The following is a 22,038-nucleotide window of genomic DNA, read 5'->3' on the forward strand; positions in this document are numbered from 1 at the left end:
CTCGCCCGTCACGATAGGGTCGCCCCGATGAGTGATCCCAGGCTGTACGACCCCGCACATTCCGGCACCGCCTCCCACGACGGACGCCCGTGCGTCCTGCTCGTCTTCGGGGGACGCTCGAGCGAGCACGAGGTGTCCTGCATGACGACGCGTGAGGTCCTCGCGGTGGTCGACCGCGAGCGCTACGACGTCGTCGCGGTCGGCATCACCCGTGACGGGCGCTGGCTGCTCCAGGAGCACGGAGTTTCCGCAGCAGCAGGCACACTGCCCGTCGTCGACGAGTCCGGCACGCCGGTCTCCCTTGCCGGGTCGCGACTGCTCGCCGCGACGACCGACGGGGGCACCCGTGTGGTCGCCGATATCGACGTCGCCTTCCCCCTGCTGCACGGGCCGTGGGGAGAGGACGGGACGATCCAGGGCCTGTTCGAGATGGCGGGGCTGCGCTACGTCGGCTCCGGCGTCCTGGCCAGCGCGGTCGCGATGGACAAGGCCGTCGCCAAGGTCGTCTTCGCGGCCGCCGGCCTGCCGCAGCTTCCCTACACGGTCGTGCACCCTGACGAGTGGGCGGACGATCCGGCGGCGGTCCGCGAGTCGGTGGCCTCGCTCCACTACCCGGTCTTCGTGAAGCCGGCCCGTGCCGGGTCGAGCATGGGCGGCACGCTCGTCGCCGACGAGCACGCCCTCGCCGAGGCGATCGCGGTCGCGCAGGAGCACGACCCGAAGGTCATCGTCGAGTCGGCGGTCGAGGCACGCGAGATCGAGTGCGGCGTCCTCCAGAACCCTGACGGCTCCGTGAGCGTGAGCCCTCCGGGCGAGATCGCGGTCGACCACGGTGCCGGACACGCGTTCTATGACTTCGACGCCAAGTACGTCGACGGGACCTCCAAGAACCTCATCCCCGCGCGCCTCGACGGCGCCGACACCGAACGGGTGTGCGCGAAGGCCGCCCGGGCGTTCGGCGCCCTGGGCTGCGAGGGGCTCGCGCGCGTCGACTTCTTCTTCGTCGACGACGTGCTCTACATCAACGAGGTCAACACCATGCCGGGTTTCACCCCGTTCTCGATGTTCCCTCAGGTATGGCAGGCGGCCGGGGTCGAGTACGCCGAGCTCGTCGAGCGGCTCCTCGCGCACGCGCTGGCGCGTTCGACCGGCCTGCGCTGACCGGTCGTCATACGCAGGGCGTGACGACCGGGTCGTGCTCGGCGACGAGCGCCGCGAGATCGCTCAGCGCGTCCGAGGGCGGCTCGTGCTCGCGCGGTACCGTCACCTCGATGTAGGCGCGGCGTCCGATCGTCGTGAAGACATAGACGTCGGCGTCCTCCTGGGTGAACCAGCCGACGTCGTCGACGACGTCGCACCGCGAGGTGGACTCGAGGCCGGCAGGCTTGTCGACCCCGCAGCGCATCACGATGGCCGGGCTGCCCCAGGCGCGGCCGGATCCGGCCGGTGCGACGCGCACTGCCTCCTGCCCCGCGACCGATCCGGGAGCACCGTCCAGCAGGTCCGCGCACAGCGAGGCGACGTCCTCTGGGGTGGGGTCGGGAGGGTCGACCGCGACCGTGTCGGCGCAGCCCGTCGCGAGGAGGGCGATGCCGAGGAGGCAGGCCGTACGGGGGAGAAGGCTCAGAGGTGGACGACGGGACACGTCAGCGTCCGGGTGATGCCGTCGATGCGCTGGATCTGCGCGACGACCATCTCGCCGAGCTCATCCACGTGCTTGGCCTCGGCGCGCACGATCACGTCGTACGGACCGGTCACGTCCTCTGCGAGGGTGACGCCCTTGACCTCGGCGATCGCCCTCGCGACCTCGGCGGCCTTGCCGACCTCGGTCTGGACCAGGATGTAGGCCTGAACCACCATGGTGTGGATCCTCCGTGCTCGTCGAACGGTCACCGCCTGGTCACGCTACAGGATCATGACGACTCCGTGACGGGAAGGGATCCGGCACGCCGCCGGGGCGCTCCGGCCGTACGGTCCCGATGGCGCAGGATGGAGGCATGACCACAGCACCGAGCACCCCCGGACGCGACGACCGTGACCTCACCGTTGGCGACGTCGGCGAGTTCGGGCTGATCGGTCGTGTCGCTCCCCACGAGCACTCCGAGCGGGTCGTCGTGGGGCCCGGTGACGACTGCGCGTACGTCGCCGTCCCGTCGGGGCGCGTGCTGATCTCCACGGACGTCCTCGTGGAAGGACGACACTTCCGCCGCGACTGGGCCGAGGCGTACGACATCGGTCGTCGTGCCGCCGCCGCGAACCTCTCCGACGTGATGGCGATGGGCGGGGTCGCAACGGCACTGACCGTCGGCTTCGCCGCACCGGCGGACCTCCCCGCGCAGTGGGCTGAGGACCTCACGCGCGGCATCGTGGACGAGGCCGCCCTGGTCGGGGCCGAGGTCGTCGGAGGCGACGTCACCGCTGCCGACGGTGTCGTCGTCTCGATCACCGTCGTGGGCGAGTGCGACCAGGAGCCGGTGCTGCGCTCGGGGGCGCGGGTCGGAGACGTGGTGGCCGTCGCGGGGCGGCTCGGCTGGGCGGGCGCCGGGCTGCACGTGCTCGGGCGGGGCTTCCGCTCGCCGCGCGTCCTCGTCGAGGCCTATCGCCGCCCCGAGCCCCCGTACGAGGAGGGTCCACGCGGTGCCCGCGAGGGGGCGACGGCGATGATCGACGTGAGTGACGGGCTGCTGGCGGACCTCGGGCACGTCGCCGAGGAGAGCGGCGTCGGGATCGACCTCGACGCCGGGGCTTTCGCCATCCCCGAGCCGATCGCCGACGTGGCGGCCGCGACGAATGCCGAGCCGCTGGGTTTCCTGCTGACCGGTGGCGACGACCACACGCTCGCGGCGACCTTCCCTGCCGAGCGTGGGGCGCCGCAGGGGTGGACGGTCATCGGTCGGGTCGTCGAGGGCGACGGCGTCACCGTCGACGGGGCAGCGTGGGCGGGGCCGACCGGGCACGAGCACTACCGCTGACTCCTCGCCGCCGATCGCGCGGGTTCACGGGAGGTGGTCACGGAGCAGTTCGTACGCGGCACGGTAGGTGCGCGGTCCGATCGTCGGAGCGACCACGTCGCGGACCCACAACGGGAGCTGCGCGACGTGGGCGAGTCTTTCCGTCGCGGCCCTCACATGAGCGACCCGAGAGCGCCTGCGTTGCTCGAAGGCGGTGCCCACCTGTGACCAGTCGCGCGTGGTGGCGAGCAGCTCCGCGAGCACGAGTCCGTCCTCCAGCGCGAGCGCCGCGCCCTGTGCCCAGACGGGCGCCATGGCGTGGGCAGCATCCCCGATCACCGTGACGTGGCCGCTGCTCCACCGATCGGCGCGGACCTCGTCCACGCGGGAGTGGTAGAGCTGGTCGACCGAAGTCGCCGCGTGGGCGACGGTGACCGCCACGGGTTCTGGGAACGACGCGAAGGTGGTCGTGAGCCACTCTGGGTCAGCGGCCGCCGGGCCCCCGTGCGTCGTCGAGGCGAAGCCGTACACGAGGTCGTCGCTCAATGGAATCAGCAGGATCGTGCCGTGCTTGCCGGTCCACGCTGTCCAGCACGTCAGCGCTGGGTTCGGGGCTAGGAACCTCCAACCGGCCGCGCCCATCGTTGCAGGCTCGAGGAGAGCGTCGCCGGTCACGGCTCGACGCACGTTCGAGTGGATCCCGTCGGCGCCGACGACATAGTCGTACGTCTCCTCGTCGGCGGCCTCGCCCTCCGTACGGATCGTGACGACGTCGCCGTCGGGAACGACAGCCGCCACCCGTGTTCCCCACCTCACCTGTCGCTCGTCCAGGCCGTCCCTGAGCAGTCCCAGGAGCGACTCGCGTCGGATGCAGACCGATGTCCCGACGTCGCCCCAGAACGCCTCCTCGTCGACGGCGAACAGCAGGCGACCGCGCTGGCTGCGGTACTCCCGGCGTCGGATGGGACGCCCGGCCCTCACGACCGCTCCGTCGAGACCGAGGGCGTCCAGCGCCCGGGCCGCGTTCGCCGGCAGGTTCATCGCGAGCCCCGCCGGGGCCGGGGCCGGGCTGGACTCGGCCACCGTGCAGGTCAGCCCATGGGCGGTCAGCGCGCGTGCCACACCGAAGCCGGCGATTCCGCCACCGGCGACGAGCACCTGCCGACCTGTCTCGATCGCGGCCATGATTGCCTCCCGCGTGAATCCCCCCGTGGTGGAGGAGGTGTTCTCGACGTTACGTGGCGCCGGCACCGCGGGGAACGCCTGGAAGACCGAAGGTCTTGCCCGTCCGTCCGGACGCGTCGCGGGCGCTACGGTGCGGGGTCCTTGCGCCGCCACGTACCCGGCGCCGCCCCGACGTGGCGCTTGAACGCCCGGTTGAACGCCGACTCCGACTGGTATCCGACCGTGGCCGCGGCCTGCGAGACGCTGAGCGAACCGCCCTGGAGGAGGCGGGCAGCGAGCTGGAGGCGCCAGCGTGCGAGGTAGGTCATCGGCGGGACCCCGACGTACGAGGTGAATCGTTCGGCTAGGGACGAGCGTGAGATGCCGACCTCACGGGCCAGCAGGTCGAGCGTCCAGGGCTCCGCGAACCGACCGTGCATGAGGCGCAGCGCCGCGCCGACATCACGATCGCGCAGGCCGGCCACCCAGCTGCGCGTCTCCGGAGGCAGTCCCTCGATGTGGGTGCGGAGCGCCTCGAGGAACATCAGCTCGGAGAGCTTGGCCAGCATCGCCTCCTGCCCGGCGTCGCGCTCGTCGCTCGCCACGAGCGCCGCGTCGAGCAGACTGGTCATCCATCCCCAGCTGCGGCCGGAGACGGGGGCATGGACCATCCTCGGCAACGACTCGAGCAACGGGTTGAACGGGCCCCTGTCGCACGCGAGGTAGCCGCACACGATCCGGCACTTGTCGGCGTGGGCGTCACCGTTGATGTCGATGACGAAGGGGAGCGCCTCGCTCACCGGTCGGTAGTAGCGGGAGAGGTCGGCCTGGCCTCGCATCCCCGGCTCGGACGAGAGGATGTTCGCCTCGCCTGTGGAGAAGATGACCATCTCGCCGGCCCGCATCAGCTCCGCGGGCTCGGGCTCGTCGACTGCCTCGACCCAGCAGGAGCCGGAGGTGAGCACGTGGAACGCGATCAGGTGCTCGGCGTCACCGGCGACCTTGGCGGCGATCACGTCGGTCGGAGGGCTCTGGGCGACGAAGGGGGAGCGGGCATCGATGTCGAAGTAGACCGCGCCAGTCAGGCGTACCGCGAGCAGGACGTCGGACAGCACGTCCATCGCACCCACCTCCTGGACGCTCGGGCAGCAACTCTGGACGGACGGCGACGATCGCGCGTCCACGCGGACGGACGGACAAGACCCCTGGGGTCCTGGGCATTCCCGCGCGGCTGCGCTGCTCCCTAGCGTCGAAACCACATTGTCCCACCATCGCGGCCACACAGAAGGAGAGCGCCATGTCCACAGTCGAAACCACCGCAGACGCCGTCGTCGAGGAGCTCCGTCAGGTGGTACGAGGACCGCTGGTCGGTCCCGACGATCCGGGCTACGACGAGGCTCGCAAGGTCTTCAACGGCGCCATCGACCGGCACCCCGCTGCCGTCGTACGGGTCGCCGACGTCGCCGACGTGATCACCTGCGTCGACTTCGCCCGCCGACATCAGATCCCCCTCGCCGTACGGGGTGGTGGCCACCACGGCGCCGGCTTCAGTGTCGGCGACGGCGCCCTCGTGATCGACTTCAGGGGCCAGCGTTCCACCCACGTCGACCCCGAGGCAGGCACGGTGCAGGTCGACGCCGGCTGCACCTGGGGCGACGTGGACCACGCGACCGGCGCGTTCGGGATGGCGACACCGTCGGGCTTCGTCTCGACGACCGGTGTGGCCGGACTGACGCTCGGTGGCGGTACGGGCTACCTGACCCGGCACTTCGGGCTCACGGTCGACAACCTCGTCTCCGCAGACGTGGTGCTGGCCGACGGCACGTTCGTCACGGCGAGTGCGACGAGCCATCCGGATCTGTTCTGGGCCCTTCGTGGGGGAGGCGGCAACTTCGGCGTGGTCACGTCGTTCACGTTCGCCTGCCACCCGGTGGGGGAGGCAGGAGAGATCGTCGGAGGCCCCGTGATCTACGACCTCGCCGACACCGAGGAGGTCTTCCGGTGGTACCGCGACCTGATGCCCGGCCTGCCGGACGAGCTCAACGGGTGGATCGCTGTCATGGGGGTTCCGTCCGCAGCACCCTTCCCCGAGGAGATGTGGGCTCGCAAGGTCTGCGCGATCGTGTGGTGCTACTCAGGGCCGCGCGAGCGGGCAGACGAGGTGCTGGCACCGGTCCGTGAGTTCGGGTCGCCGCTGCTGACCGGAATCCAACCGATGCCGTACTCCGTCCTCCAGTCCGCGTTCGACGGTCTCCTGCCCTCCGGTCTGCAGTGGTACTGGAAGGCCGACTTCTTCGAGGAGATCCCTGACGCCGCGATCGCCACGCACCGTCGGTACGGCGAGCGCATCCCGACGCCGCTGTCGACGATGCACCTGTATCCGATCAGCGGTGCCGCAGCCCGCGTGCCGGAGGATGCGACCGCGTTCGCGTACCGACGGGGCGGGTGGAACGGAGTCATCGCGGGCATCGATCCCGACCCCGCCAACCTGGCCATGGTCACCGCCTGGGCACGGGACTACTGGGAGGATCTCCATCCGACCTCGGCCGGTGGCGCGTACGTGAACATGATGATGGACGAGGGTCACGAGCGTGTCCGGGCCGCGTACCGCGGGAACTACGACCGGCTTGTCGAGGTCAAACGGCGCTACGACCCGTACAACCTCTTCCGGCTCAACCAGAACATCGCGCCGGACTGACGGCGCCGCAACCGGAAGGCCGAGCAGATGTCGTTCGACCCGCCCGTCGTCGCGGGAGCCCTGTCCACCGCCATCTTCGCCCTCAGCACGCTGCCGATGGTCGTGAAGGCGGGGAGGACCAAGGACCTGAGCTCCTACAGCCTGGGCAACCTCGGGTTGAGCAACGTCGGCAACGCCGTCCACTCGTTCTACGTGTTCAGCCTTCCGGCGGGCCCGGTGTGGGTGCTGCACTCGTTCTACGGGGCGGTGTCCGTGCTGATGCTGGTCTGGTACCTGCGCTACGAGACGAGGGCGAGGGGCGTGGGGACGCCAAAGAGGCGGGCGCACCGCAGGGGTGCTGCCCGCCTCGTTGTGCGAGGAACCGCGGGGTCGTCGCTGCGTCAGCGACGACCAGCCGGCGATTCGGTCAGCGGCTGACCTTGCCGGCCTTGAGGCACGAGGTGCACACGTTCATACGCTTCGGAGTCGCACCGACGACCGCGCGGACCCGCTGGATGTTGGGGTCGAAACGACGGCGCGTGCGCTTGCGCGACCACGGCTTGTTGTTGCCGAAACCCGGCTTCTTGCCGCACACGTCGCAGACTGCAGCCACAGCGAACACTCCCGGTTGAGATTGAGGGGGATTACCAAAGGACAAGGCTAACCGATCGTCCAAGGGCGAAGCCAATCGGCGTCGTCGCTCCCGGTACGAGGGTGCCCGGGGATAGTCTCTCAAACCATGACGACCCGCGTCTCCTCGGAGTCCTTCGCCAGGTGGGCGCTGGCGTGCACCGAAGCACTCGGCTCCGCCCGTGCGGAGATCGACGCGCTCAACGTCTTCCCCGTCCCCGACGGTGACACCGGCACCAACGTGTACGTGACGTTCGAGTCGGCGCTGCAGGCGATCAGCGCGCCCACCGAGGGCGAGCTGCTCGCGACCGTCGTCAAGGAGTACGTCGACGCCGTGCTGCTCGGAGCGCGCGGCAACTCCGGCGTGATCATGGCGCAGCTCCTGCGCGCGTCGCTGCCGCTGGTCGCCGAGGCCGAGGGGAGCGCGGTGGACGTCGCGCGGGTCGCCGACGCGATGAGCGCGGCCGCCGCCGCCGCGTACGCCGCCGTCGGTCACCCGGTCGAAGGCACGATCCTGACCGTCGCGTGCCGTGCCGCCGAGGCAGCGCAGGAGGCGGTCGCGGACGGTGCCGATCTCGCCCAGCTCGTCAGCGCGACGGCAGCGGCGGCGCGCGAGGCGCTGCAGCGCACGCCGGAGCAGCTCGACCGCCTGGCGAGGGCCGGTGTCGTCGACGCGGGTGGTCGCGCCCTCGTCGTGGTGCTCGACACGACCGAGCGCCTGGTGACCGGCCGCTTCGTACCCGCCCCCGAACCGGTCGTCGTGCCACGCGGTCTCGCCGACGACGGTGCTCACGACCTCCACGCCGACGGGCCGTCGTACGAGGTGATGTACCTCCTCGATGCTGACGACACCGCGATCCCGGCGCTGCGCCAGCGCCTCGACGACCTTGGCGACTCGCTCGTCGTGGTCGGCGGGGATCGCCTCTGGAACGTCCACGTCCACGTCGACGACGTGGGCGCGGCGATCGAGGCCGGGATCGACGCGGGGCGCCCGTACCGCATCTCCGTCACCCACTTCGCCGAGATGACGCCGGCCCTTGTCAGTACCGACGGGACACGGGCCGTCGTGGCGATCGCGGCCGGGCCGGGCCTGGCGTCGCTGTTCAGCGAGGCTGGCGCGGTCGTCGTCGCCACGTCGGTGGGCGCACCGCTGGCGGTGAGCGCCGTCCTCGACACGATCCTCGACTGCGGGGCCGACGACGTGGTCGTCCTGCCCAACAGCCGTGACTTCCGGGTGGTCTGCGATGCCGCCGCCGCCCAGGCGCGCGAGGCGGGCGTCCACGCGACCGTCATCCCGTCGTGGACGCAGGTGCAGGGGCTGGCCGCGGTCGCGGTCCACGACCCCACGCACCCGTTCGACGACGACGTCGTCGCGATGACCAGTGCCGCGCGCGGCACCCAGCACGGGGCGATCACGGTGGCGACCGAGTCCGGCATGACGATGGCGGGCCCGTGCCTCGTCGGTGACGTCCTGGGCGTGGTCGACGCCGAGTTCTCGATGGTCGGCCACGAGCAGGCCGAGGTCGCCCGGCTGGTGCTCGACCGTCTGATGACGGGCAGTGCCGAGCTGGTCACGCTCGTCACCGGCGACGGGTTGGACGACGACGTGGTGCCGAGCCTCGAGCGCTGGCTGCGGGCGCGGCGACCCGACGTCGAGCTCGTCTCGTACACCGGAGGTCAGGCCCGCTACCCGCTGCTGCTGGCGGTCGAGTAGTGGTGGCGACGGCAGGAGGCCCAGCGTGGCGGTGACCCCGCAGACGAAGCTCGCGAACGTCGTCGGGGACAAGACGGCGAAGGCGTTCGACCGCAGCTTCGGGATCGTGACGGTCGGCGACCTGCTGCGTCACTACCCGCGCCGCTACGCCGAGCGGGGCACGCTCACCGACCTCTCCGAGCTGCGCCTCGACGAGCACGTCACCGTGCTGGCCCGGGTCGATCACGTCAAGGAATATCCGTTCCGTCCGAAGGGCGGCGGCCGACCTGGCGGCACGAACGTGCGTACGGAGGTCGTCGTCACCGACGGGACGGGTGAGCTGGTGCTCACGTTCTTCCGTCAGCCGTGGATCGCCAAGCGTCTGAGCCCGGGGACGCTCGGGATGTTCGCCGGCAAGGTCAACGCGTTCCGTGGCCGCAAGCAGCTGCTCCACCCCGAGGTGCGGCAGGCGGAGTCCGAGGACGAGGCACGCGACCAGGCTGAGGAGTACGCGAGCCAGATCCTTCCGATCTACCCCGCGACGCAGGCAGTGTCGTCGTGGACGGTCGAGCGGTCCGTCGGGCTCGTCCTCGACACGCTCGACGACCTCGCGGACCCGCTGCCGGACGCCGTACGCCGCGAGCGGGGCCTCGTCGACCTGATGACCGCCTACCGCGACGTCCACCGCCCGCGCGAGAGCCGCGACCACGAGGCCGCACGCGAGAGGCTGCGCTACGAGGAGGCGTTCGTCCTCCAGACGACGCTGGCCGTACGCCGGCATGCTCTGGCTGAGGCGGCGGCCACGCGGCGCCCGTACGTGCCGGACGGTCTTCGCGACCGATTCGAGGCCCAGCTCCCGTTCTCGCTGACGCTGGGCCAGCAGGAGGTCGTGGCGCAGATCGAGGCCGATCTCGCCCGTGACCAGCCGATGCAGCGTCTGCTCCAGGGAGAGGTCGGCTCGGGCAAGACCGTCGTCGCGCTGCTCGCGATGCTCCAGGTCGTCGACAACGGCGGGCAGGCGGTGCTGCTGGCACCGACCGAGGTGCTCGCGCAGCAGCACTACCGGTCGATGGTCGCGATGCTCGGGCCGATGGCCGAGGCAGGGATGCTCGGCGGCGCGGACGCGGCCACGCGGGTGCGCCTCCTCACCGGGTCGATGGGCAAGAAGGCACGCCAGGAGGCGCTCCTCGACGCGCAGACAGGCGAGGCCGGCATCCTCGTCGGCACCCACGCGTTGCTCGAGGACCGTGTCGGGTTCGCCGAGCTCGGACTGGTGGTCGTCGACGAGCAGCACCGCTTCGGCGTCGAGCAGCGTGCGGCGCTGACGGCCAAGGCCGACGCTGCGCCGCACCTGCTGGTGATGACCGCGACGCCTATCCCGCGGACCGTCGCCATGACGGTCTTCGGCGACCTCGACACGTCGACGTTGCGCGAGCTGCCCCGGGGTCGCCAGCCGATCCAGTCGACGGTCGTCCCGGCCGCCGAGAAGCCCGCCTGGCTGGACCGCACGTGGGAGCGGATCCGTGAGGAGGTCGCACAGGGCCGGCAGGCGTACGTCGTGTGCCCGCGGATCGGTGACGACGACGCGGGGGAGGAGGGGGGCGAGGCGCCGCCGGCCGACGACGATGCCGAGGCGCGTCCCCTGACCTCCGTCGTCGCGCTGCACGACCTGCTGCGCGACGGGCCGCTCTCCGGGACGCGGGTCGGGCTGCTGCACGGGCGGCTGCCGTCGGAGGAGAAAGACGCGGTGATGCGGGCGTTCGCCGCGGGCGAGATCGACGTGCTGGTCGCGACGACGGTGATCGAGGTGGGCGTCGACGTCCCCAACGCGACGGCGATGGTCATCATGGACGCCGACCGCTTCGGGGTCTCCCAGCTCCACCAGCTGCGCGGACGGGTCGGCCGAGGCGCTCATGCGGGCCTGTGCCTGCTGGTCACCGCGGCGCCGGCGGGGAGCGTGGCCCGCGAGCGGCTCGACGCGGTCGCCGCGACCGGTGACGGCTTCGCGCTGTCGCGGCTCGACATCGAGATGCGCCGTGAGGGCGACGTGCTCGGCGTCCGCCAGTCCGGCGTACGCTCCAGCCTCCGGCTGCTGTCGGTCGTCCGTGACGAGGACGTCATCGTCGAGGCGCGCGACGACGCGGCCGCGGTGGTCGCGACAGACCCGACGCTCGCCGCCCACCCCGCACTCGCCGACGCGGTGCGTGAGCTCGAGGACAGCACGCAGGCCGACTACCTGGAGAAGACGTGACACGGATCATCGCGGGCAAGCTCGGCGGCCGACGGCTGGCGACACCTCCCGGCTCTACGACCAGGCCGACCTCCGAACGGGTGCGCGAGGCGATGTTCTCGGCGCTCGAGACCCGGCTCGGTGGGCTCGACGGCGTGCGGGTGCTCGACCTTTACGCAGGCTCAGGCGCGCTCGGTCTTGAGGCCGTCTCGCGCGGCGCCGCCCACGCAACGCTCGTGGAGGCCGACCGGCGCACGGCGAACGTGATCCGGCGCAACGTCCGTGAGCTCGGCGTCGACGCCTCGGTGGACGTCGTGGCGGAGAAGGTGCGGTCGTTCCTCCGTACGCCTGCGAGGGAGCCGTACGACCTGATCGTGCTCGACCCCCCGTACGACGTCCCCAACGACGAGGTCAGCGCGGTGCTCACGGCCTTGGCCACGCCCGAGTGGCTGGCACGCGACGGCCTGCTCGTCGTGGAGCGCTCCACCCGCGACGGTGCGTTCGCGTGGCCGGAGGCCGTCGAGCCGTTCCAGGACCGCCGTTACGGCGAGACGACGCTTTGGTACGGTCGGCCGCATGACTAGGGCTGCCTGTCCGGGTTCGTTCGACCCCGTGACCCTCGGGCACGTCGACATCATCTCCCGCACATCGCGGCTGTTCGACGAGGTCGTCGTCGCCGTGGGCGTCAACGACTCCAAGCGCGTGATGTTCAACACGGAGGAGCGGGTCGCGCTGCTCGAGGCGGTCCTCGGCGACCTGCCCAACGTGCGCGTGCTGACGTTCTCCGGCCTGCTGGTGGACTTCTGCACGGCGCACGACGTGTCGGCGATCGTGAAGGGGCTGCGGGCGGTCTCGGACTTCGACTACGAGCTCCAGATGGCCCAGATGAACTCGACCCTGGCGCACGTCGACACGCTCTTCATGCCGACGAGCCCTGCCTATTCTTACCTGGCCTCGAGCCTCGTCAAGGAGGTCGCACGGCACGGAGGGGACGTCTCCGGGCACGTGCCCCCGGTCGTGCTGGCGGCGCTCAAGGAGAAGTTGGCGGACTAGGGGCGGGCGCGGTTCGCGTCCGAGTGGGTACGTTCGCTATCCTGGTCCGTGGCCTGCAACTGGGCCACACCTCGCTATGCCTCTAAGGAGTACGTGTGACCACGCTCGACTCCCGGGCGCCGTTCGTTCTCGACACTCACGAGATCGCGCGCCGACCCGGAACACAGCGTGAGCTGACGCTCTCCGAGAAGGCACCAGCGAGGATGGGTGTCGACATGCTCGGTGTGCCCGAGGGAAGTGACATCGATCTCGAGCTTCGGCTCGAGTCGGTCATGGAAGGAATCCTCGTCACGGGGACCGCCTCGGTGCACACGTCAGGTGAGTGCGTACGCTGCCTCAGGGAGACCGACGGTGAGATGACCGTCGACCTTCAGGAGCTGTACGTCTACGAAGGCGACGAGGACGACGACCTCTCCCGGCTCGAGAGAGACCTGCTCGACCTCGAGCCCGTCCTGCGGGACGCGGTGGTGCTCGCACTTCCGCATAACCCGTTGTGTGTTCCGGACTGCCCGGGACTGTGCCCCGAGTGCGGGGCGCGGCTCGCGGACGACCCAGAGCACACACACGGCGAAGCCGTCGATCCACGGTGGTCGGCGCTCAGCCAGATGTACGAAGGCAACGACCGTCCCACGGGCGGTTCGGAAGCGACCGGGCCCGGGCCCGGCCCAGACGAGGAGAAGTAGAAGTGGCAGTCCCGAAGCGCAAGATGTCGCGCAGCAACACCCGCCACCGCCGTTCGCAGTGGAAGGCTTCCGCGCCGCAGCTCGTGATCTGCGCCAACCCCGCGTGCCGCGCCAAGCACCTGCCGCATCGCGCTTGCCCGGAGTGCGGCCAGTACGGCACCCGTGGCGAGCTGCGTCAGGTCCTCTGAGTAGGCGGCCCGTGCCCGACGTCGTCGATGACGCAGCCTCGAACGCCGAGCTGCTCACGCAGCTCGGCGTCCCCGGCCTCGAGCCGGGGTTGCTGACCCAGGCGCTGACCCACCGCTCGTACGCGTACGAGAACGGCGGCATCCCCAACAACGAGCGGCTCGAGTTCCTCGGGGATGCCGTGCTGGGGCTGGTCGTCACCGACACGCTCTACAACGCGCACCCGGACCTTCCAGAGGGCCGCCTCGCCAAGCTTCGGGCTGCGGTCGTCAACGCGCGCGCCCTTGCCGACGTCGCCCGCACGCTTGGCCTTGGCGCCTACCTGCGCCTCGGCCGCGGCGAGGAGGCGACCGGGGGTCGCAACAAGTCCTCGATCCTCTCCGACACGGTCGAGGCGCTCATCGGGGCCGTCTACCTCCAGGAGGGGTTCGAGGGCGCCGGTGACGTGGTGCACCGCCTTTTCGACCCTGTGATGGCGCGCGCCGCCGAGCTCGGCGCAGGCCTCGACTGGAAGACCAGCCTTCAAGAGCTCTCCTCCGACCATGGTCTCGGTGTCCCCGAGTACCGCCTGTCCGAGGAGGGCCCGGACCACGACAAGACCTTCACCGCGCATGTGCGGGTGGGGGGTCAGGTCTATGGCGAGGGCGTCGGCCACTCCAAGAAGGAGGCCGAGCAGCAGGTCGCCGAGACGGCATGGCGTGCCATCAAGGCGACGGTCGACGTCGTCGACCACGAGGCCGGGTCGGTCGCACCTGCGGCAGAAGTCGTCCAGGCTGCCGAGTCGGCACACGGCTCCGGCTCCTGAGCCTGCGCGGCGCCCGTGCCTGAGCTGCCTGAGGTCGAGGTCGTCCGCCGTGGTCTCGCCGACCACGTCGCCGGGCGGCGGATCGATCGTGTCGAGGTGCTGCACCCGCGCCCCGTACGCCGCCACCTCCCCGGGCCTGCGGACTTCGCGCTGCGGCTCACCGGGGAGCGGTTCGCCGGTGCGTCGCGTCGCGGCAAGTACCTCTGGCTGCCGCTGGACTCCGGCGACGCCGTCCTCGCCCACCTGGGGATGAGCGGTCAGTTCCTCGTCCAGCCTCCGCAGGCGCCAGCGGAGCGTCACCTGCGAGTGGTCTTCGGTCTCGAGGACGGGATGCAGCTCCGCTTCGTCGACCAGCGGATGTTCGGCGGGCTGTCGCTCAGCGAGGACGGAGCGACGCTCCCGCCGGAGATCGCGCACATCGCGCGCGACCCGCTCGACCCGGAGTTCGACGATCTGGAGCTCATCGAGCGTCTGCGCCGTCGTCGTACGGGCATCAAGCGCGCGCTCCTCGACCAGACGCTGATCTCCGGTGTCGGCAACATCTACGCGGACGAGGCGCTGTGGCGGGCCCGCCTGCACTATGCGCGCGCGACCGACACGATGCGGCGGCCGGAGGTCCACCGTCTGCTTGCCGGTGCCCGCGAGGTGATGGTCGAGGCGCTCGCTCAGGGCGGGACGTCGTTCGATGCGCTCTATGTCGCGGTGAACGGGGAGAGCGGCTACTTCTCGCGCTCCCTCGAGGTGTACGGGCAGGCGGGGGAGCCGTGCTCGCGCTGCGGGACGCCGATCCGCCGTGACGCCTTTATGAACCGCTCGTCGTTCACGTGTCCCCGCTGCCAGCCTCGCCCTCGCAACGGGCGGTGGTGAGGCTGGCAGCAGGGCTCACGTCAGCTCATCGGATCGGTGCGGCCACGGGGAACGTGCGGTCGACGAGGTCCTTGACGACCGAGCCGCAGGTGGAGATCGCGTCGGCATTGGTGCAGTAGTGCGACGCGGTGTAGGTGCCGGTCGCGAGATCCTTCGCCCACGTGGAGGCGAAGTCCCGCAGGCGGGCGGTCTGCGTGGAGTTCGGGTTGCAGAGGGCGCCAGCGATGCCGATGGCGTCGGTGTCCTCACCCTCGCTGTCGATGTGACAGCTGCCACCGGTGGGGATGCCCAGGACGTACTTGGACCAGACGAGCTGGATGCCCACGAAGGGGTTGTCGAGCCCCGTGAGCGCTCCGTACGAGTTGTTGAAGAGGTTGATGACGCTCGGGCGAGCGGCGATGCTCAGGACCGGGCGTGCACCGTTGGCGGACACAGCCTCGACCGCGGCGGTGAAGCCCTCGGCCGCGACCGGGTCGAACATGATGGCGCCCTTGAGGTTCGGGTAGCCGCGGGTGGTCAGCTGCTGTCCGACGAGGGCGGCGAACTGCCCGCCGGCGGAGTGGCCGCCCACGATGTACTTGACCGGGAGGGGCTTGCTGTTCGGCGGGACGACGGTCCGGTCGGCGAGTGCGTTGCCGAAGATCGTCGCGAGTGCGGGGTTGCCAGCAGTCATGTCCTCGTCGAGGCAGACGACCATCACGCCCTTCTGTGCGATGGCCTTGCTGGTGCCGCGCAGGTTGTCGCAGCTGCGGCTGAAGCCGTGCTCGACGAGCATGAGCGCGCTGGCGGTGCCGTTCGGCAGATACCAGTCGGCATCGTACGACGTGCCAGCGATGGTGATCGGGGAGCTGACGCAGGTGCTCGAGCTGGACGAGTAGTCCGAGCAGGCGGTGGCTGCCGAGGCTGGCGGCGCAGCGGTGACGAGGAGGGCTGCGACGGCTCCGGCAGAGGCGGCGAGGGCGGCGAGCAGGCGCGCGGTGCGCCGGTTGGGCGAGTTTCTCAACGGTTCTCCTGGTGCGTGATGGATGTGGCACGGCACCGACCGACGTTCCCGAGATTACGGCTGGAACGGCGTTTCGAAGGTTAGGGTTATATCGTATATGCCGCAACCGATGGCGGGGGTTGACTAGGCTCCTGCTCGTGACCGCACCCGACCTCGCAGACCAGCCGTACGACGCGTCGGCACGTGAGCGCCTCGTCGCGGAGCCGCCCAAACGTGCCGAGCGGACGCCGTTCGAGCGCGACCGCGCCCGCATCGTCCACTCGGCGGCGCTGCGTCGTCTCGCGGCCAAGACGCAGGTCGTCGGTCCAGGCACGGACGACTTCGTGCGCAACCGCCTCACCCACTCGCTCGAGGTTGCGCAGGTCGCCCGCGAGCTCGGTCGCTCGTTGGGGTGCGATCCGGACGTGGTCGACTCCGCGGCGCTCGCCCACGACCTCGGCCACCCGCCGTTCGGGCACAACGGCGAGACGGCGCTCGACGACGTCGCGGCGTCGTGCGGCGGCTTCGAGGGCAACGCCCAGACGCTGCGCATCCTCACACGCCTGGAGGCCAAGACCTTCGACGTCGACGGGCACAGCGTCGGGCTCAACCTGACCCGCGCCACCCTCGACGCCTGCACGAAATACCCGTGGACGCGGGACGCCGCCCCGGTCCCCGAGGGCGCCCATGGTGACGGCTCTCCCCGGGTGATCCGCAAGTTCGGCGTGTACGACGACGACCTGCCCGTGTTCTCCTGGGTCCGCGACGGCGCCCCCGGCCGACGGCAGTGCGTCGAGGCGCAGGTGATGGACCTCGCCGACGACATCGCGTACTGCGTCCACGACGTCGAGGACGCGGTCGTCTCCGGCACCATCGAGCTCGCCCGCATCCCGTACGACCGCGAGGTGATCTGGGCGACCGTGCGCGAGTGGTACGCCGCGGACGCCACCGACGGCGCCCTGGATGCGGCGTACGCGAGGTTGACCTCGATGCCGTTCTGGCCGCACGGCCCGTACGACGGCAGCCGGCGCTCGCTGGGGGCGCTCAAGGGGCTCACGAGCGCGCTGGTGGGCCGGTTCGTCGCAGCCGCGCGCGACGCCACGCGTGAGGCCTTCGGCGAGCGCCCGTTCGTCCGTTACACCGCAGACCTGGTCGTCCCTGACGACACCCGGACCGAGATCGCGGTCCTCAAGGCGGTCGCGGCGTACTACGTGATGCGTGCCGACGCGCGTGTCACCCTCCTCGCCGAGCAGCGCGAGCTGGTGCGCGGGCTGGTCGAGGTGGTGGCAGGCAAGGGGCCGGAGGTCCTCGACGCGCCGTTCGCCGCCGATTTCGCCGAGGCCGACTCAGAACCAGCGCGGCTACGGGTGGTCGTCGACCAGATCGCGTCGCTCACCGACGACTCCGCGCGTGCCTGGGGACGGCGCCTGCTCTGACGCCGGACGGTGCACGGAGGTAACGGCCTTCCGCCCGCACCGTAGACTCACCTGCGTGGCAGGCCGGATCCGCGAGGACGACATCGCAGCAGTGCGCGAACGCGCGCGGATCGACGAGGTGGTCGAGCAGTACGTCACGCTCCGCAACGCCGGTGGCGGCTCGCGCAAGGGGCTCTGCCCGTTCCACGACGAGAAGTCGCCGTCGTTCAACGTCACCCCGTCGCGCGGGATGTACTACTGCTTCGGCTGCGGCGAGGGCGGGGATGTCTTCACGTTCCTCCAGAAGATCGACCAGATCGGCTTCAGCGAGGCGGTCGAGCGGCTAGCGGCGAAGTACGGCATCACACTGACCTACGTCGACGGCCCGGTTGGCCCGCAGCGCGACTTCGCACAGCGTGGACGGCTGGTCAAGGCCAACGCCGCGGCTGCGGAGTTCTTCGTCGAGCAGCTCGCGAGCGGCAAGGGCTCGCTCACCGGGCGCCAGTTCCTCGCCGACCGCGGCTTCGGGCGGGAGACGGCCGAGCGCTTCGGTGTCGGGTTCGCCCCGCGCGACGGTGAGGCGCTCCTGCGCAACCTGCGCGATCGCGGCTTCGACGAGGAGGACCTCGTCACTGCCGGGCTGGTGGCGCGCAACAGCCGAGGCGCGTACGACCGCTTCCGCGGGCGGCTGATCTGGCCGATCCGCGACGCGTCGGGTGATGTCGTCGGGTTCGGTGCGCGGCGGTTGTTCGACGACGACCGCATCGAGGCGAAGTACCTCAACACCCCCGAGACCCCGCTCTACAAGAAGAGCCAGGTCCTGTATGGCGTCGACCTGGCCCGCAAGGCCATCTCGCAGTCCAGCCAGGCGGTCATCGTCGAGGGCTACACCGACGTGATGGCATGCCATGAGGCGGGCGTCGGCACTGCGGTCGCGACCTGCGGGACGGCGTTCGGCGACGAGCACGGCCGGATCCTGCGGCGGCTGCTCCTCGACCACGAGGCGATGCGCGGCGAGGTGATCTTCACCTTCGACGGCGACGAGGCCGGCCAGAAGGCCGCGATGAGGGCGTTCGATGGTGACGAGCAGTTCGTCGCCCAGACCTACGTCGCGGTGCAGGGTGACGGTCTCGACCCCTGTGACCTGCGTCTGCAGCAGGGAGACGCGGCCGTGCGCGAGCTGGTGGCCTCCCGGATCCCGCTGTACCGCTTCGTGCTGCGCAACGTCGTCGCACGCTACGACCTCGACCATGCCGACCAGCGGGTCGACGCGCTGCGTGCGTCGGTCGCTCTCGTCTCCTCCGTGCGCGACCGAGGCAAGGTCGAGCAGTTCGTCCGCGAGATCGCGTCGACGGTCGGCATCGAGATCGACGAGGTGCGCCGTGAGCTCGGGGACGTCAAGAAACGCCCCGCGCCTCGGACGAACGCCCGGACGTCGACCCGGACGAACGGGGCGGCCGCCCCGTCCGCTCACTCGGCGCCCACGGAGCCTGCCGGCGAGGAGCGCCCCGTGCGCGCGCCGGTGCCGAGCTTCGGGGAGCCCCGTTTCGCCGACGAGCGCGAGCTTCTGAAGGTGGTCGTCCAGCACCCCCACCTCATCACGCCCCACGCCGACGGGCTCGACACCGACGACTTCACGCACCCGCACGCGATCGCCGTCTGGGCGGCCGCCGCCACGGAGGGCTTCCCGTCGAAGCCCGACGAGTCGTGGGCGGCTCGCGTCCGCGGTCACGTCGACGACACAGACGTGCAGCGGGTGCTCGCACACCTGTCGCTCGATCCGCTGCGCGCCACCGGCGCACCTGACACCGTGCTCGTCGACGCGCTCGTCGCGCGTGTGCAGGAGCTCACAGTGCTGCGCCACATCGCGGCGGTGAAGTCCAAGCTCCAGCGGACGAACCCGCTCGAGTCCGCCACCGAGTACAACCGCATGTTCGGCGACCTCGTGGCACTCGAGCAGCAACGCCGCCAGCTCCGCGAGAAGGCCATCGGCGGCTCGCTGCTCTGAGTCGGCGGTCCTCTCGGTTGCTCGGTTCGTCCCCGGTTCCAGCAGGTGCCGCGGTGTCCACAGATGCCGTCGTGCGGGGCCCCGAAGGGGTCGTGCCACTGCCCAGACTGGCGCCATGACCTCACTCGGCCCGACCTTCTCGCCCCTGTCCACCGCGCCCTCGCCGTCCGCGTACGCCCACGCACTCACCGCCGTCCCGTTGCTGAGCGCACAAGAGGAGGTGGCGCTCGCCGAGACGTACGCCGCGGGGCGCGCGGCCCGTGAGCGTCTGCTGTCCGCTGAGGTCGCGGACGGCGCGCGGGAGGCCCTGGCGGAGGTCGTCGCGCAGGGAGCACGGGCACGCACCCACCTTGTCCTCGCCAACGTCCGCCTCGTGGTCTCGTTCGCGCGGCGGCTCGACGAGTGCGGCGTGCCGTTCGCCGACCTGGTCCAGGAGGGGGTCGTCGGTCTGATCCGGGCGGTCGAGGGGTTCGACCCCTCTCGGGGGTTCCGCTTCTCGACCTACGCCGCGCCGTGGGTGAAACGACACATCGCCGATGCGGCGGGGTCCCGGCGCGTGGTGCGGCTCCCTCCCAAGGCCGAGCTCCAGGTGGTCGCGTGCCGGGAGGTCGCCGAGACGCTGCACCGCGAGTCCGGCCGTGCGCCGTCGGCGGGGGCGGTCGCCGAGCGGGTCGGGATCCCCGAAGACCGGGTCGAGAGGCTGCTCGCTGCCGACACCGTGCCCGTGTCCCTCGACGCGCTCGAGAGCGACGTGGTCGCAGCTCGCGGCGAGGCCCTCGACCCCCGGGTGTGCTGGGCCATCAGAGAGGCGCTCGCGGTGCTTCCCGAGGTCGAGCGCGAGGTCGTGGAGCGTCGCTTCGGGATCGACGGCGGGGGAGCGCGTTCCCTCCGCGCGGTCGCGCTCGAGCTCGACTGCGGTCTCGACGTCGTGCGCGCTCAGGAGCAGCGAGCGCTCCAGACCCTCAGAGACCACCCGGCGGTCGCGATGGTGGCGCCGTGATGGACCAAGATGGCTGCATGGCGACGGCGCGCAAGATTCCGAAGCAGATCCGGCGAGCGATCGAGGCCGAGCACTCCGAGCGGGTCCTCGCGGCGCAGCAGGACGTTGCCGAGCACTGGCACGTGGGCACCGATGCCGCCCTCCACCTCGCGGCCGATACCGACCACCTGCGCGTGCCCTGGGAGCAGGTGGAGTCGCTGTCGTGGGATGCCGAGGCATCCACCGTGACCGTCCAGTGGGGCGGCAGCGACGCGATCCACCGCGAGGTCGTGGCGTTCGACGGGCCTGGTCGGCTCGTCGAGCTCGCACGCGAGCGGGTGGACGCGAGCATCGTCGCGAGTGCGCGCGAGACAGTGGAGGGGGCCCGTGACACGGTGACCGTCGTTGCCCGGCGCTCACCGACGCGTCGCGGGCCGCTGACCTTCTCGTACGTGCTCGACCAAGGCCTCTCGTCCGACGATCCACACGTCAGGGAGGCGACCGCTCGGGCACTCGCGTCCGTCCAGGACGACCTCGGCCTGCGCGGCGATGCGGGCCTCGGCGGCGCCGAGGAGGAGCGCCCATGAGACGGGACCCCGGTTTGGGGTCCAGGGACAACGCTTGCTAGGCTAGCGGTCGCTCGAGAGCATTCCCCTGTAGCTCAATTGGCAGAGCAGCCGGCTGTTAACCGGCAGGTTACTGGTTCGAGTCCAGTCGGGGGAGCAAGAGAAACGGTCCGGCCAGCGGAGAGATCCGCAGGCCGGACCGTTTTGCATGTGCTGGTGCCCCTCTGCGAGTGCCTCAGTCCTCCGGGAGGGCCAGCGGGAGGACTTCGAACGACGTCGCATAACGCACGCCCATCGCGGTGCCCGCCGGCTCGGCCATCGACCCGAGGAACGCGGCCGGGTCGAAGTCGACCCACCCGAGCCCGTCGAGGTACGCCTTGTGGGCACGCAGCGACGCCACGCCCGCGTCGAAGGTGGCGGAGATGTCGACGCCGTGCCGGGCGTCGGGGGAGCCCGCGACCCAGACGGCGCGAACGCCGCCCCAGGGCTCGACACCCGCCTCGTGGAAGACCCACCGGTTGCCGGCGTCGCGGACCGCGTCGACGGTCGCCCGGCCGACGGCGATGTGGTCGGCCTGGTTGAGGAACCCGTTCGGGAAGGTTGGGTGGAAGTTGCCCGTGATGACGATGTCGGGTCGGTGCACCCGCACCTGCCGGGCGATCACCCGGCGCAGCGGGACCCCGTACTCGACGATCCCGTCGGGCAGCCCGAGGAACTCCACGGTGTCGACACCGACGATCCGCGCGGACTCGATCTGCTCGGCCGTCCGCACCGTGCGGGTGACCTCGGGCTCCATCCCGTCGATACCGGCCTCGCCGCTGGTCACCATGCAGTAGATGACGCGCTTGCCCTGTGCCGTCCACCGGGCGACGGCTGCAGCGGCTCCGAACTCCATGTCGTCGGGATGAGCCACGACGGCGAGGGCGGTCTCCCAGTCCTCGTCGAGCGGCTGGAGGGCTGCGGGACTTCCGCGCTGCTCGTCGGTCATCTTGCGATCGTAGGTCGGATGCGGCCGCCCTGCCGCCTGCCTGGGCGCCGGCCACTAGGCTGTGCTCCGCGAGGGGCGGTAGCTCAGCTGGTCAGAGCAGCGGACTCATAATCCGTCAGGTCGTGGGTTCGAGCCCCACCCGCCCCACCACGCCCGTCGGG

23 protein-coding genes and 2 tRNA genes are annotated in these 22,038 nt (G+C 70.9%); 18 read left to right on the forward strand and 7 right to left on the reverse strand.

Annotated elements, in window-relative coordinates; translation table 11 throughout:
* Positions 1-27 precede the first annotated feature (27 nt).
* Positions 28-1,161, forward strand: coding sequence for a D-alanine--D-alanine ligase family protein (locus H4N58_RS06975; RefSeq protein ID WP_167007987.1), 1,134 nt, complete (start codon positions 28-30; stop codon positions 1,159-1,161).
* Positions 1,162-1,168: 7 nt separating this feature from the next.
* Here H4N58_RS06975 and H4N58_RS06980 read toward each other — a convergent pair whose 3' ends face one another.
* Together H4N58_RS06980 and H4N58_RS06985 are read right to left on the reverse strand one after the other, a co-directional pair.
* Positions 1,169-1,645 (reverse strand): DUF3515 domain-containing protein, encoded by a 477-nt coding sequence (locus H4N58_RS06980; protein ID WP_243843100.1) that lies wholly within the window; start codon positions 1,643-1,645, stop codon positions 1,169-1,171.
* Positions 1,624-1,857, reverse strand: coding sequence for an Lrp/AsnC family transcriptional regulator (locus H4N58_RS06985; RefSeq protein ID WP_208322538.1), 234 nt, complete (start codon positions 1,855-1,857; stop codon positions 1,624-1,626). The genes H4N58_RS06980 and H4N58_RS06985 overlap by 22 nt, the downstream gene beginning before the upstream one ends.
* Before the next feature lie 140 nt (positions 1,858-1,997).
* On the opposite strand from H4N58_RS06985, the gene H4N58_RS06990 reads away from it, so the two are divergent.
* Positions 1,998-2,972, forward strand: a complete 975-nt coding sequence (locus tag H4N58_RS06990) for a thiamine-phosphate kinase (protein ID WP_167251939.1) — start codon at positions 1,998-2,000, stop codon at positions 2,970-2,972.
* Between the two features lie 24 nt (positions 2,973-2,996).
* On the opposite strand, the gene H4N58_RS06995 is transcribed toward H4N58_RS06990, so the two are convergent.
* Entirely contained in the window at positions 2,997-4,136 is a 1,140-nt protein-coding gene (locus H4N58_RS06995; protein ID WP_167251938.1) for an FAD-dependent monooxygenase, read from the reverse strand.
* Between the two features lie 125 nt (positions 4,137-4,261).
* Positions 4,262-5,236: an AraC family transcriptional regulator gene (locus H4N58_RS07000; protein WP_167007998.1), complete on the reverse strand. Its 975-nt coding sequence runs from the start codon at positions 5,234-5,236 to the stop codon at positions 4,262-4,264.
* 176 nt (positions 5,237-5,412) lie between these two features.
* Here H4N58_RS07000 and H4N58_RS07005 point away from each other — a divergent pair, with 176 nt between their 5' ends.
* Together H4N58_RS07005 and H4N58_RS07010 are read left to right on the forward strand one after the other, a co-directional pair.
* Positions 5,413-6,813: an FAD-binding oxidoreductase gene (locus H4N58_RS07005; protein ID WP_167251937.1), complete on the forward strand. Its 1,401-nt coding sequence runs from the start codon at positions 5,413-5,415 to the stop codon at positions 6,811-6,813.
* A 27-nt stretch (positions 6,814-6,840) separates the two neighbouring features.
* The gene (locus H4N58_RS07010) at positions 6,841-7,230 is read left to right on the forward strand and encodes a hypothetical protein (RefSeq protein ID WP_208322502.1); all 390 of its coding nucleotides are present in this window, start codon (positions 6,841-6,843) and stop codon (positions 7,228-7,230) included.
* Here the strand turns inward: H4N58_RS07010 and rpmB are convergent.
* On the reverse strand, positions 7,220-7,405 hold the full coding sequence (gene rpmB / locus H4N58_RS07015; RefSeq protein WP_139087903.1) for a 50S ribosomal protein L28: 186 nt from the start codon (positions 7,403-7,405) through the stop codon (positions 7,220-7,222). The genes H4N58_RS07010 and rpmB overlap by 11 nt on opposite strands.
* A 126-nt stretch (positions 7,406-7,531) precedes the next feature.
* Here rpmB and H4N58_RS07020 point away from each other — a divergent pair, with 126 nt between their 5' ends.
* The 8 genes from H4N58_RS07020 to mutM all read left to right on the forward strand — a co-directional run bounded on the left by H4N58_RS07020 (position 7,532) and on the right by mutM (position 14,939).
* Positions 7,532-9,136 (forward strand): DAK2 domain-containing protein, encoded by a 1,605-nt coding sequence (locus H4N58_RS07020; protein WP_167008004.1) that lies wholly within the window; start codon positions 7,532-7,534, stop codon positions 9,134-9,136.
* 25 nt (positions 9,137-9,161) lie between these two features.
* On the forward strand, positions 9,162-11,366 hold the full coding sequence (recG, locus tag H4N58_RS07025) for an ATP-dependent DNA helicase RecG (protein ID WP_208322503.1): 2,205 nt from the start codon (positions 9,162-9,164) through the stop codon (positions 11,364-11,366).
* Positions 11,363-11,929 (forward strand): 16S rRNA (guanine(966)-N(2))-methyltransferase RsmD, encoded by a 567-nt coding sequence (gene rsmD, locus H4N58_RS07030; protein ID WP_167008007.1) that lies wholly within the window; start codon positions 11,363-11,365, stop codon positions 11,927-11,929. The genes recG and rsmD overlap by 4 nt, the downstream gene beginning before the upstream one ends.
* Positions 11,922-12,398 (forward strand): pantetheine-phosphate adenylyltransferase, encoded by a 477-nt coding sequence (gene coaD / locus H4N58_RS07035; RefSeq protein WP_167008010.1) that lies wholly within the window; start codon positions 11,922-11,924, stop codon positions 12,396-12,398. Before rsmD ends, coaD begins: the two co-directional genes overlap by 8 nt.
* A 95-nt stretch (positions 12,399-12,493) precedes the next feature.
* The gene (locus H4N58_RS07040) at positions 12,494-13,081 is read left to right on the forward strand and encodes a DUF177 domain-containing protein (RefSeq protein WP_167008013.1); all 588 of its coding nucleotides are present in this window, start codon (positions 12,494-12,496) and stop codon (positions 13,079-13,081) included.
* A gap of 2 nt (positions 13,082-13,083) precedes the next feature.
* On the forward strand, positions 13,084-13,269 hold the full coding sequence (gene rpmF / locus H4N58_RS07045; RefSeq protein ID WP_167008016.1) for a 50S ribosomal protein L32: 186 nt from the start codon (positions 13,084-13,086) through the stop codon (positions 13,267-13,269).
* A gap of 11 nt (positions 13,270-13,280) precedes the next feature.
* The gene (gene rnc, locus H4N58_RS07050) at positions 13,281-14,072 is read left to right on the forward strand and encodes a ribonuclease III (RefSeq protein ID WP_243843101.1); all 792 of its coding nucleotides are present in this window, start codon (positions 13,281-13,283) and stop codon (positions 14,070-14,072) included.
* 15 nt (positions 14,073-14,087) lie between these two features.
* Entirely contained in the window at positions 14,088-14,939 is an 852-nt protein-coding gene (gene mutM / locus H4N58_RS07055) for a bifunctional DNA-formamidopyrimidine glycosylase/DNA-(apurinic or apyrimidinic site) lyase (RefSeq protein ID WP_167008022.1), read from the forward strand.
* A gap of 25 nt (positions 14,940-14,964) precedes the next feature.
* Here mutM and H4N58_RS07060 read toward each other — a convergent pair whose 3' ends face one another.
* Complete coding sequence (locus H4N58_RS07060; protein ID WP_167008025.1) at positions 14,965-15,942, reverse strand: alpha/beta hydrolase; 978 nt, start codon at positions 15,940-15,942, stop codon at positions 14,965-14,967.
* Positions 15,943-16,079: 137 nt separating this feature from the next.
* Here H4N58_RS07060 and H4N58_RS07065 point away from each other — a divergent pair, with 137 nt between their 5' ends.
* From H4N58_RS07065 to H4N58_RS07085, 5 genes are all read left to right on the forward strand, one after another.
* Positions 16,080-17,357 (forward strand): deoxyguanosinetriphosphate triphosphohydrolase, encoded by a 1,278-nt coding sequence (locus H4N58_RS07065; RefSeq protein ID WP_167008028.1) that lies wholly within the window; start codon positions 16,080-16,082, stop codon positions 17,355-17,357.
* 55 nt (positions 17,358-17,412) lie between these two features.
* Complete coding sequence (gene dnaG / locus H4N58_RS07070) at positions 17,413-19,344, forward strand: DNA primase (protein ID WP_167251936.1); 1,932 nt, start codon at positions 17,413-17,415, stop codon at positions 19,342-19,344.
* A gap of 115 nt (positions 19,345-19,459) precedes the next feature.
* On the forward strand, positions 19,460-20,344 hold the full coding sequence (locus H4N58_RS07075) for a sigma-70 family RNA polymerase sigma factor (protein WP_167251935.1): 885 nt from the start codon (positions 19,460-19,462) through the stop codon (positions 20,342-20,344).
* Positions 20,345-20,361: 17 nt separating this feature from the next.
* Positions 20,362-20,910 (forward strand): hypothetical protein, encoded by a 549-nt coding sequence (locus H4N58_RS07080; protein ID WP_167008037.1) that lies wholly within the window; start codon positions 20,362-20,364, stop codon positions 20,908-20,910.
* 63 nt (positions 20,911-20,973) lie between these two features.
* Positions 20,974-21,046: transfer RNA gene (locus H4N58_RS07085), tRNA-Asn, on the forward strand.
* Positions 21,047-21,124: 78 nt separating this feature from the next.
* Here H4N58_RS07085 and H4N58_RS07090 read toward each other — a convergent pair.
* Positions 21,125-21,877: a PIG-L deacetylase family protein gene (locus H4N58_RS07090; RefSeq protein ID WP_167008039.1), complete on the reverse strand. Its 753-nt coding sequence runs from the start codon at positions 21,875-21,877 to the stop codon at positions 21,125-21,127.
* Between the two features lie 72 nt (positions 21,878-21,949).
* On the opposite strand from H4N58_RS07090, the gene H4N58_RS07095 reads away from it, so the two are divergent.
* Positions 21,950-22,027 (forward strand) — tRNA-Ile (locus H4N58_RS07095).
* Positions 22,028-22,038: the final 11 nt, after the last annotated feature.

This window comes from Mumia sp. ZJ1417, assembly GCF_014127285.1.
Classification (GTDB): domain Bacteria; phylum Actinomycetota; class Actinomycetes; order Propionibacteriales; family Nocardioidaceae; genus Mumia.

Coding starts and splice junctions, on each gene's coding strand:
- H4N58_RS06975 (WP_167007987.1), top strand. CDS start 28: ATGAGTGATCCCAGGCTGTACGACCCCGCACATTCCGGCACCGCCTCC.
- H4N58_RS07075 (WP_167251935.1), top strand. CDS start 19,460: ATGACCTCACTCGGCCCGACCTTCTCGCCCCTGTCCACCGCGCCCTCG.
- H4N58_RS06995 (WP_167251938.1), bottom strand. CDS start 4,136: ATGGCCGCGATCGAGACAGGTCGGCAGGTGCTCGTCGCCGGTGGCGGA.
- H4N58_RS07090 (WP_167008039.1), bottom strand. CDS start 21,877: ATGACCGACGAGCAGCGCGGAAGTCCCGCAGCCCTCCAGCCGCTCGAC.
- H4N58_RS07010 (WP_208322502.1), top strand. CDS start 6,841: ATGTCGTTCGACCCGCCCGTCGTCGCGGGAGCCCTGTCCACCGCCATC.
- H4N58_RS07005 (WP_167251937.1), top strand. CDS start 5,413: ATGTCCACAGTCGAAACCACCGCAGACGCCGTCGTCGAGGAGCTCCGT.
- H4N58_RS06990 (WP_167251939.1), top strand. CDS start 1,998: ATGACCACAGCACCGAGCACCCCCGGACGCGACGACCGTGACCTCACC.
- H4N58_RS07020 (WP_167008004.1), top strand. CDS start 7,532: ATGACGACCCGCGTCTCCTCGGAGTCCTTCGCCAGGTGGGCGCTGGCG.
- H4N58_RS07000 (WP_167007998.1), bottom strand. CDS start 5,236: ATGGACGTGCTGTCCGACGTCCTGCTCGCGGTACGCCTGACTGGCGCG.
- H4N58_RS07080 (WP_167008037.1), top strand. CDS start 20,362: ATGGCGACGGCGCGCAAGATTCCGAAGCAGATCCGGCGAGCGATCGAG.
- coaD (WP_167008010.1), top strand. CDS start 11,922: ATGACTAGGGCTGCCTGTCCGGGTTCGTTCGACCCCGTGACCCTCGGG.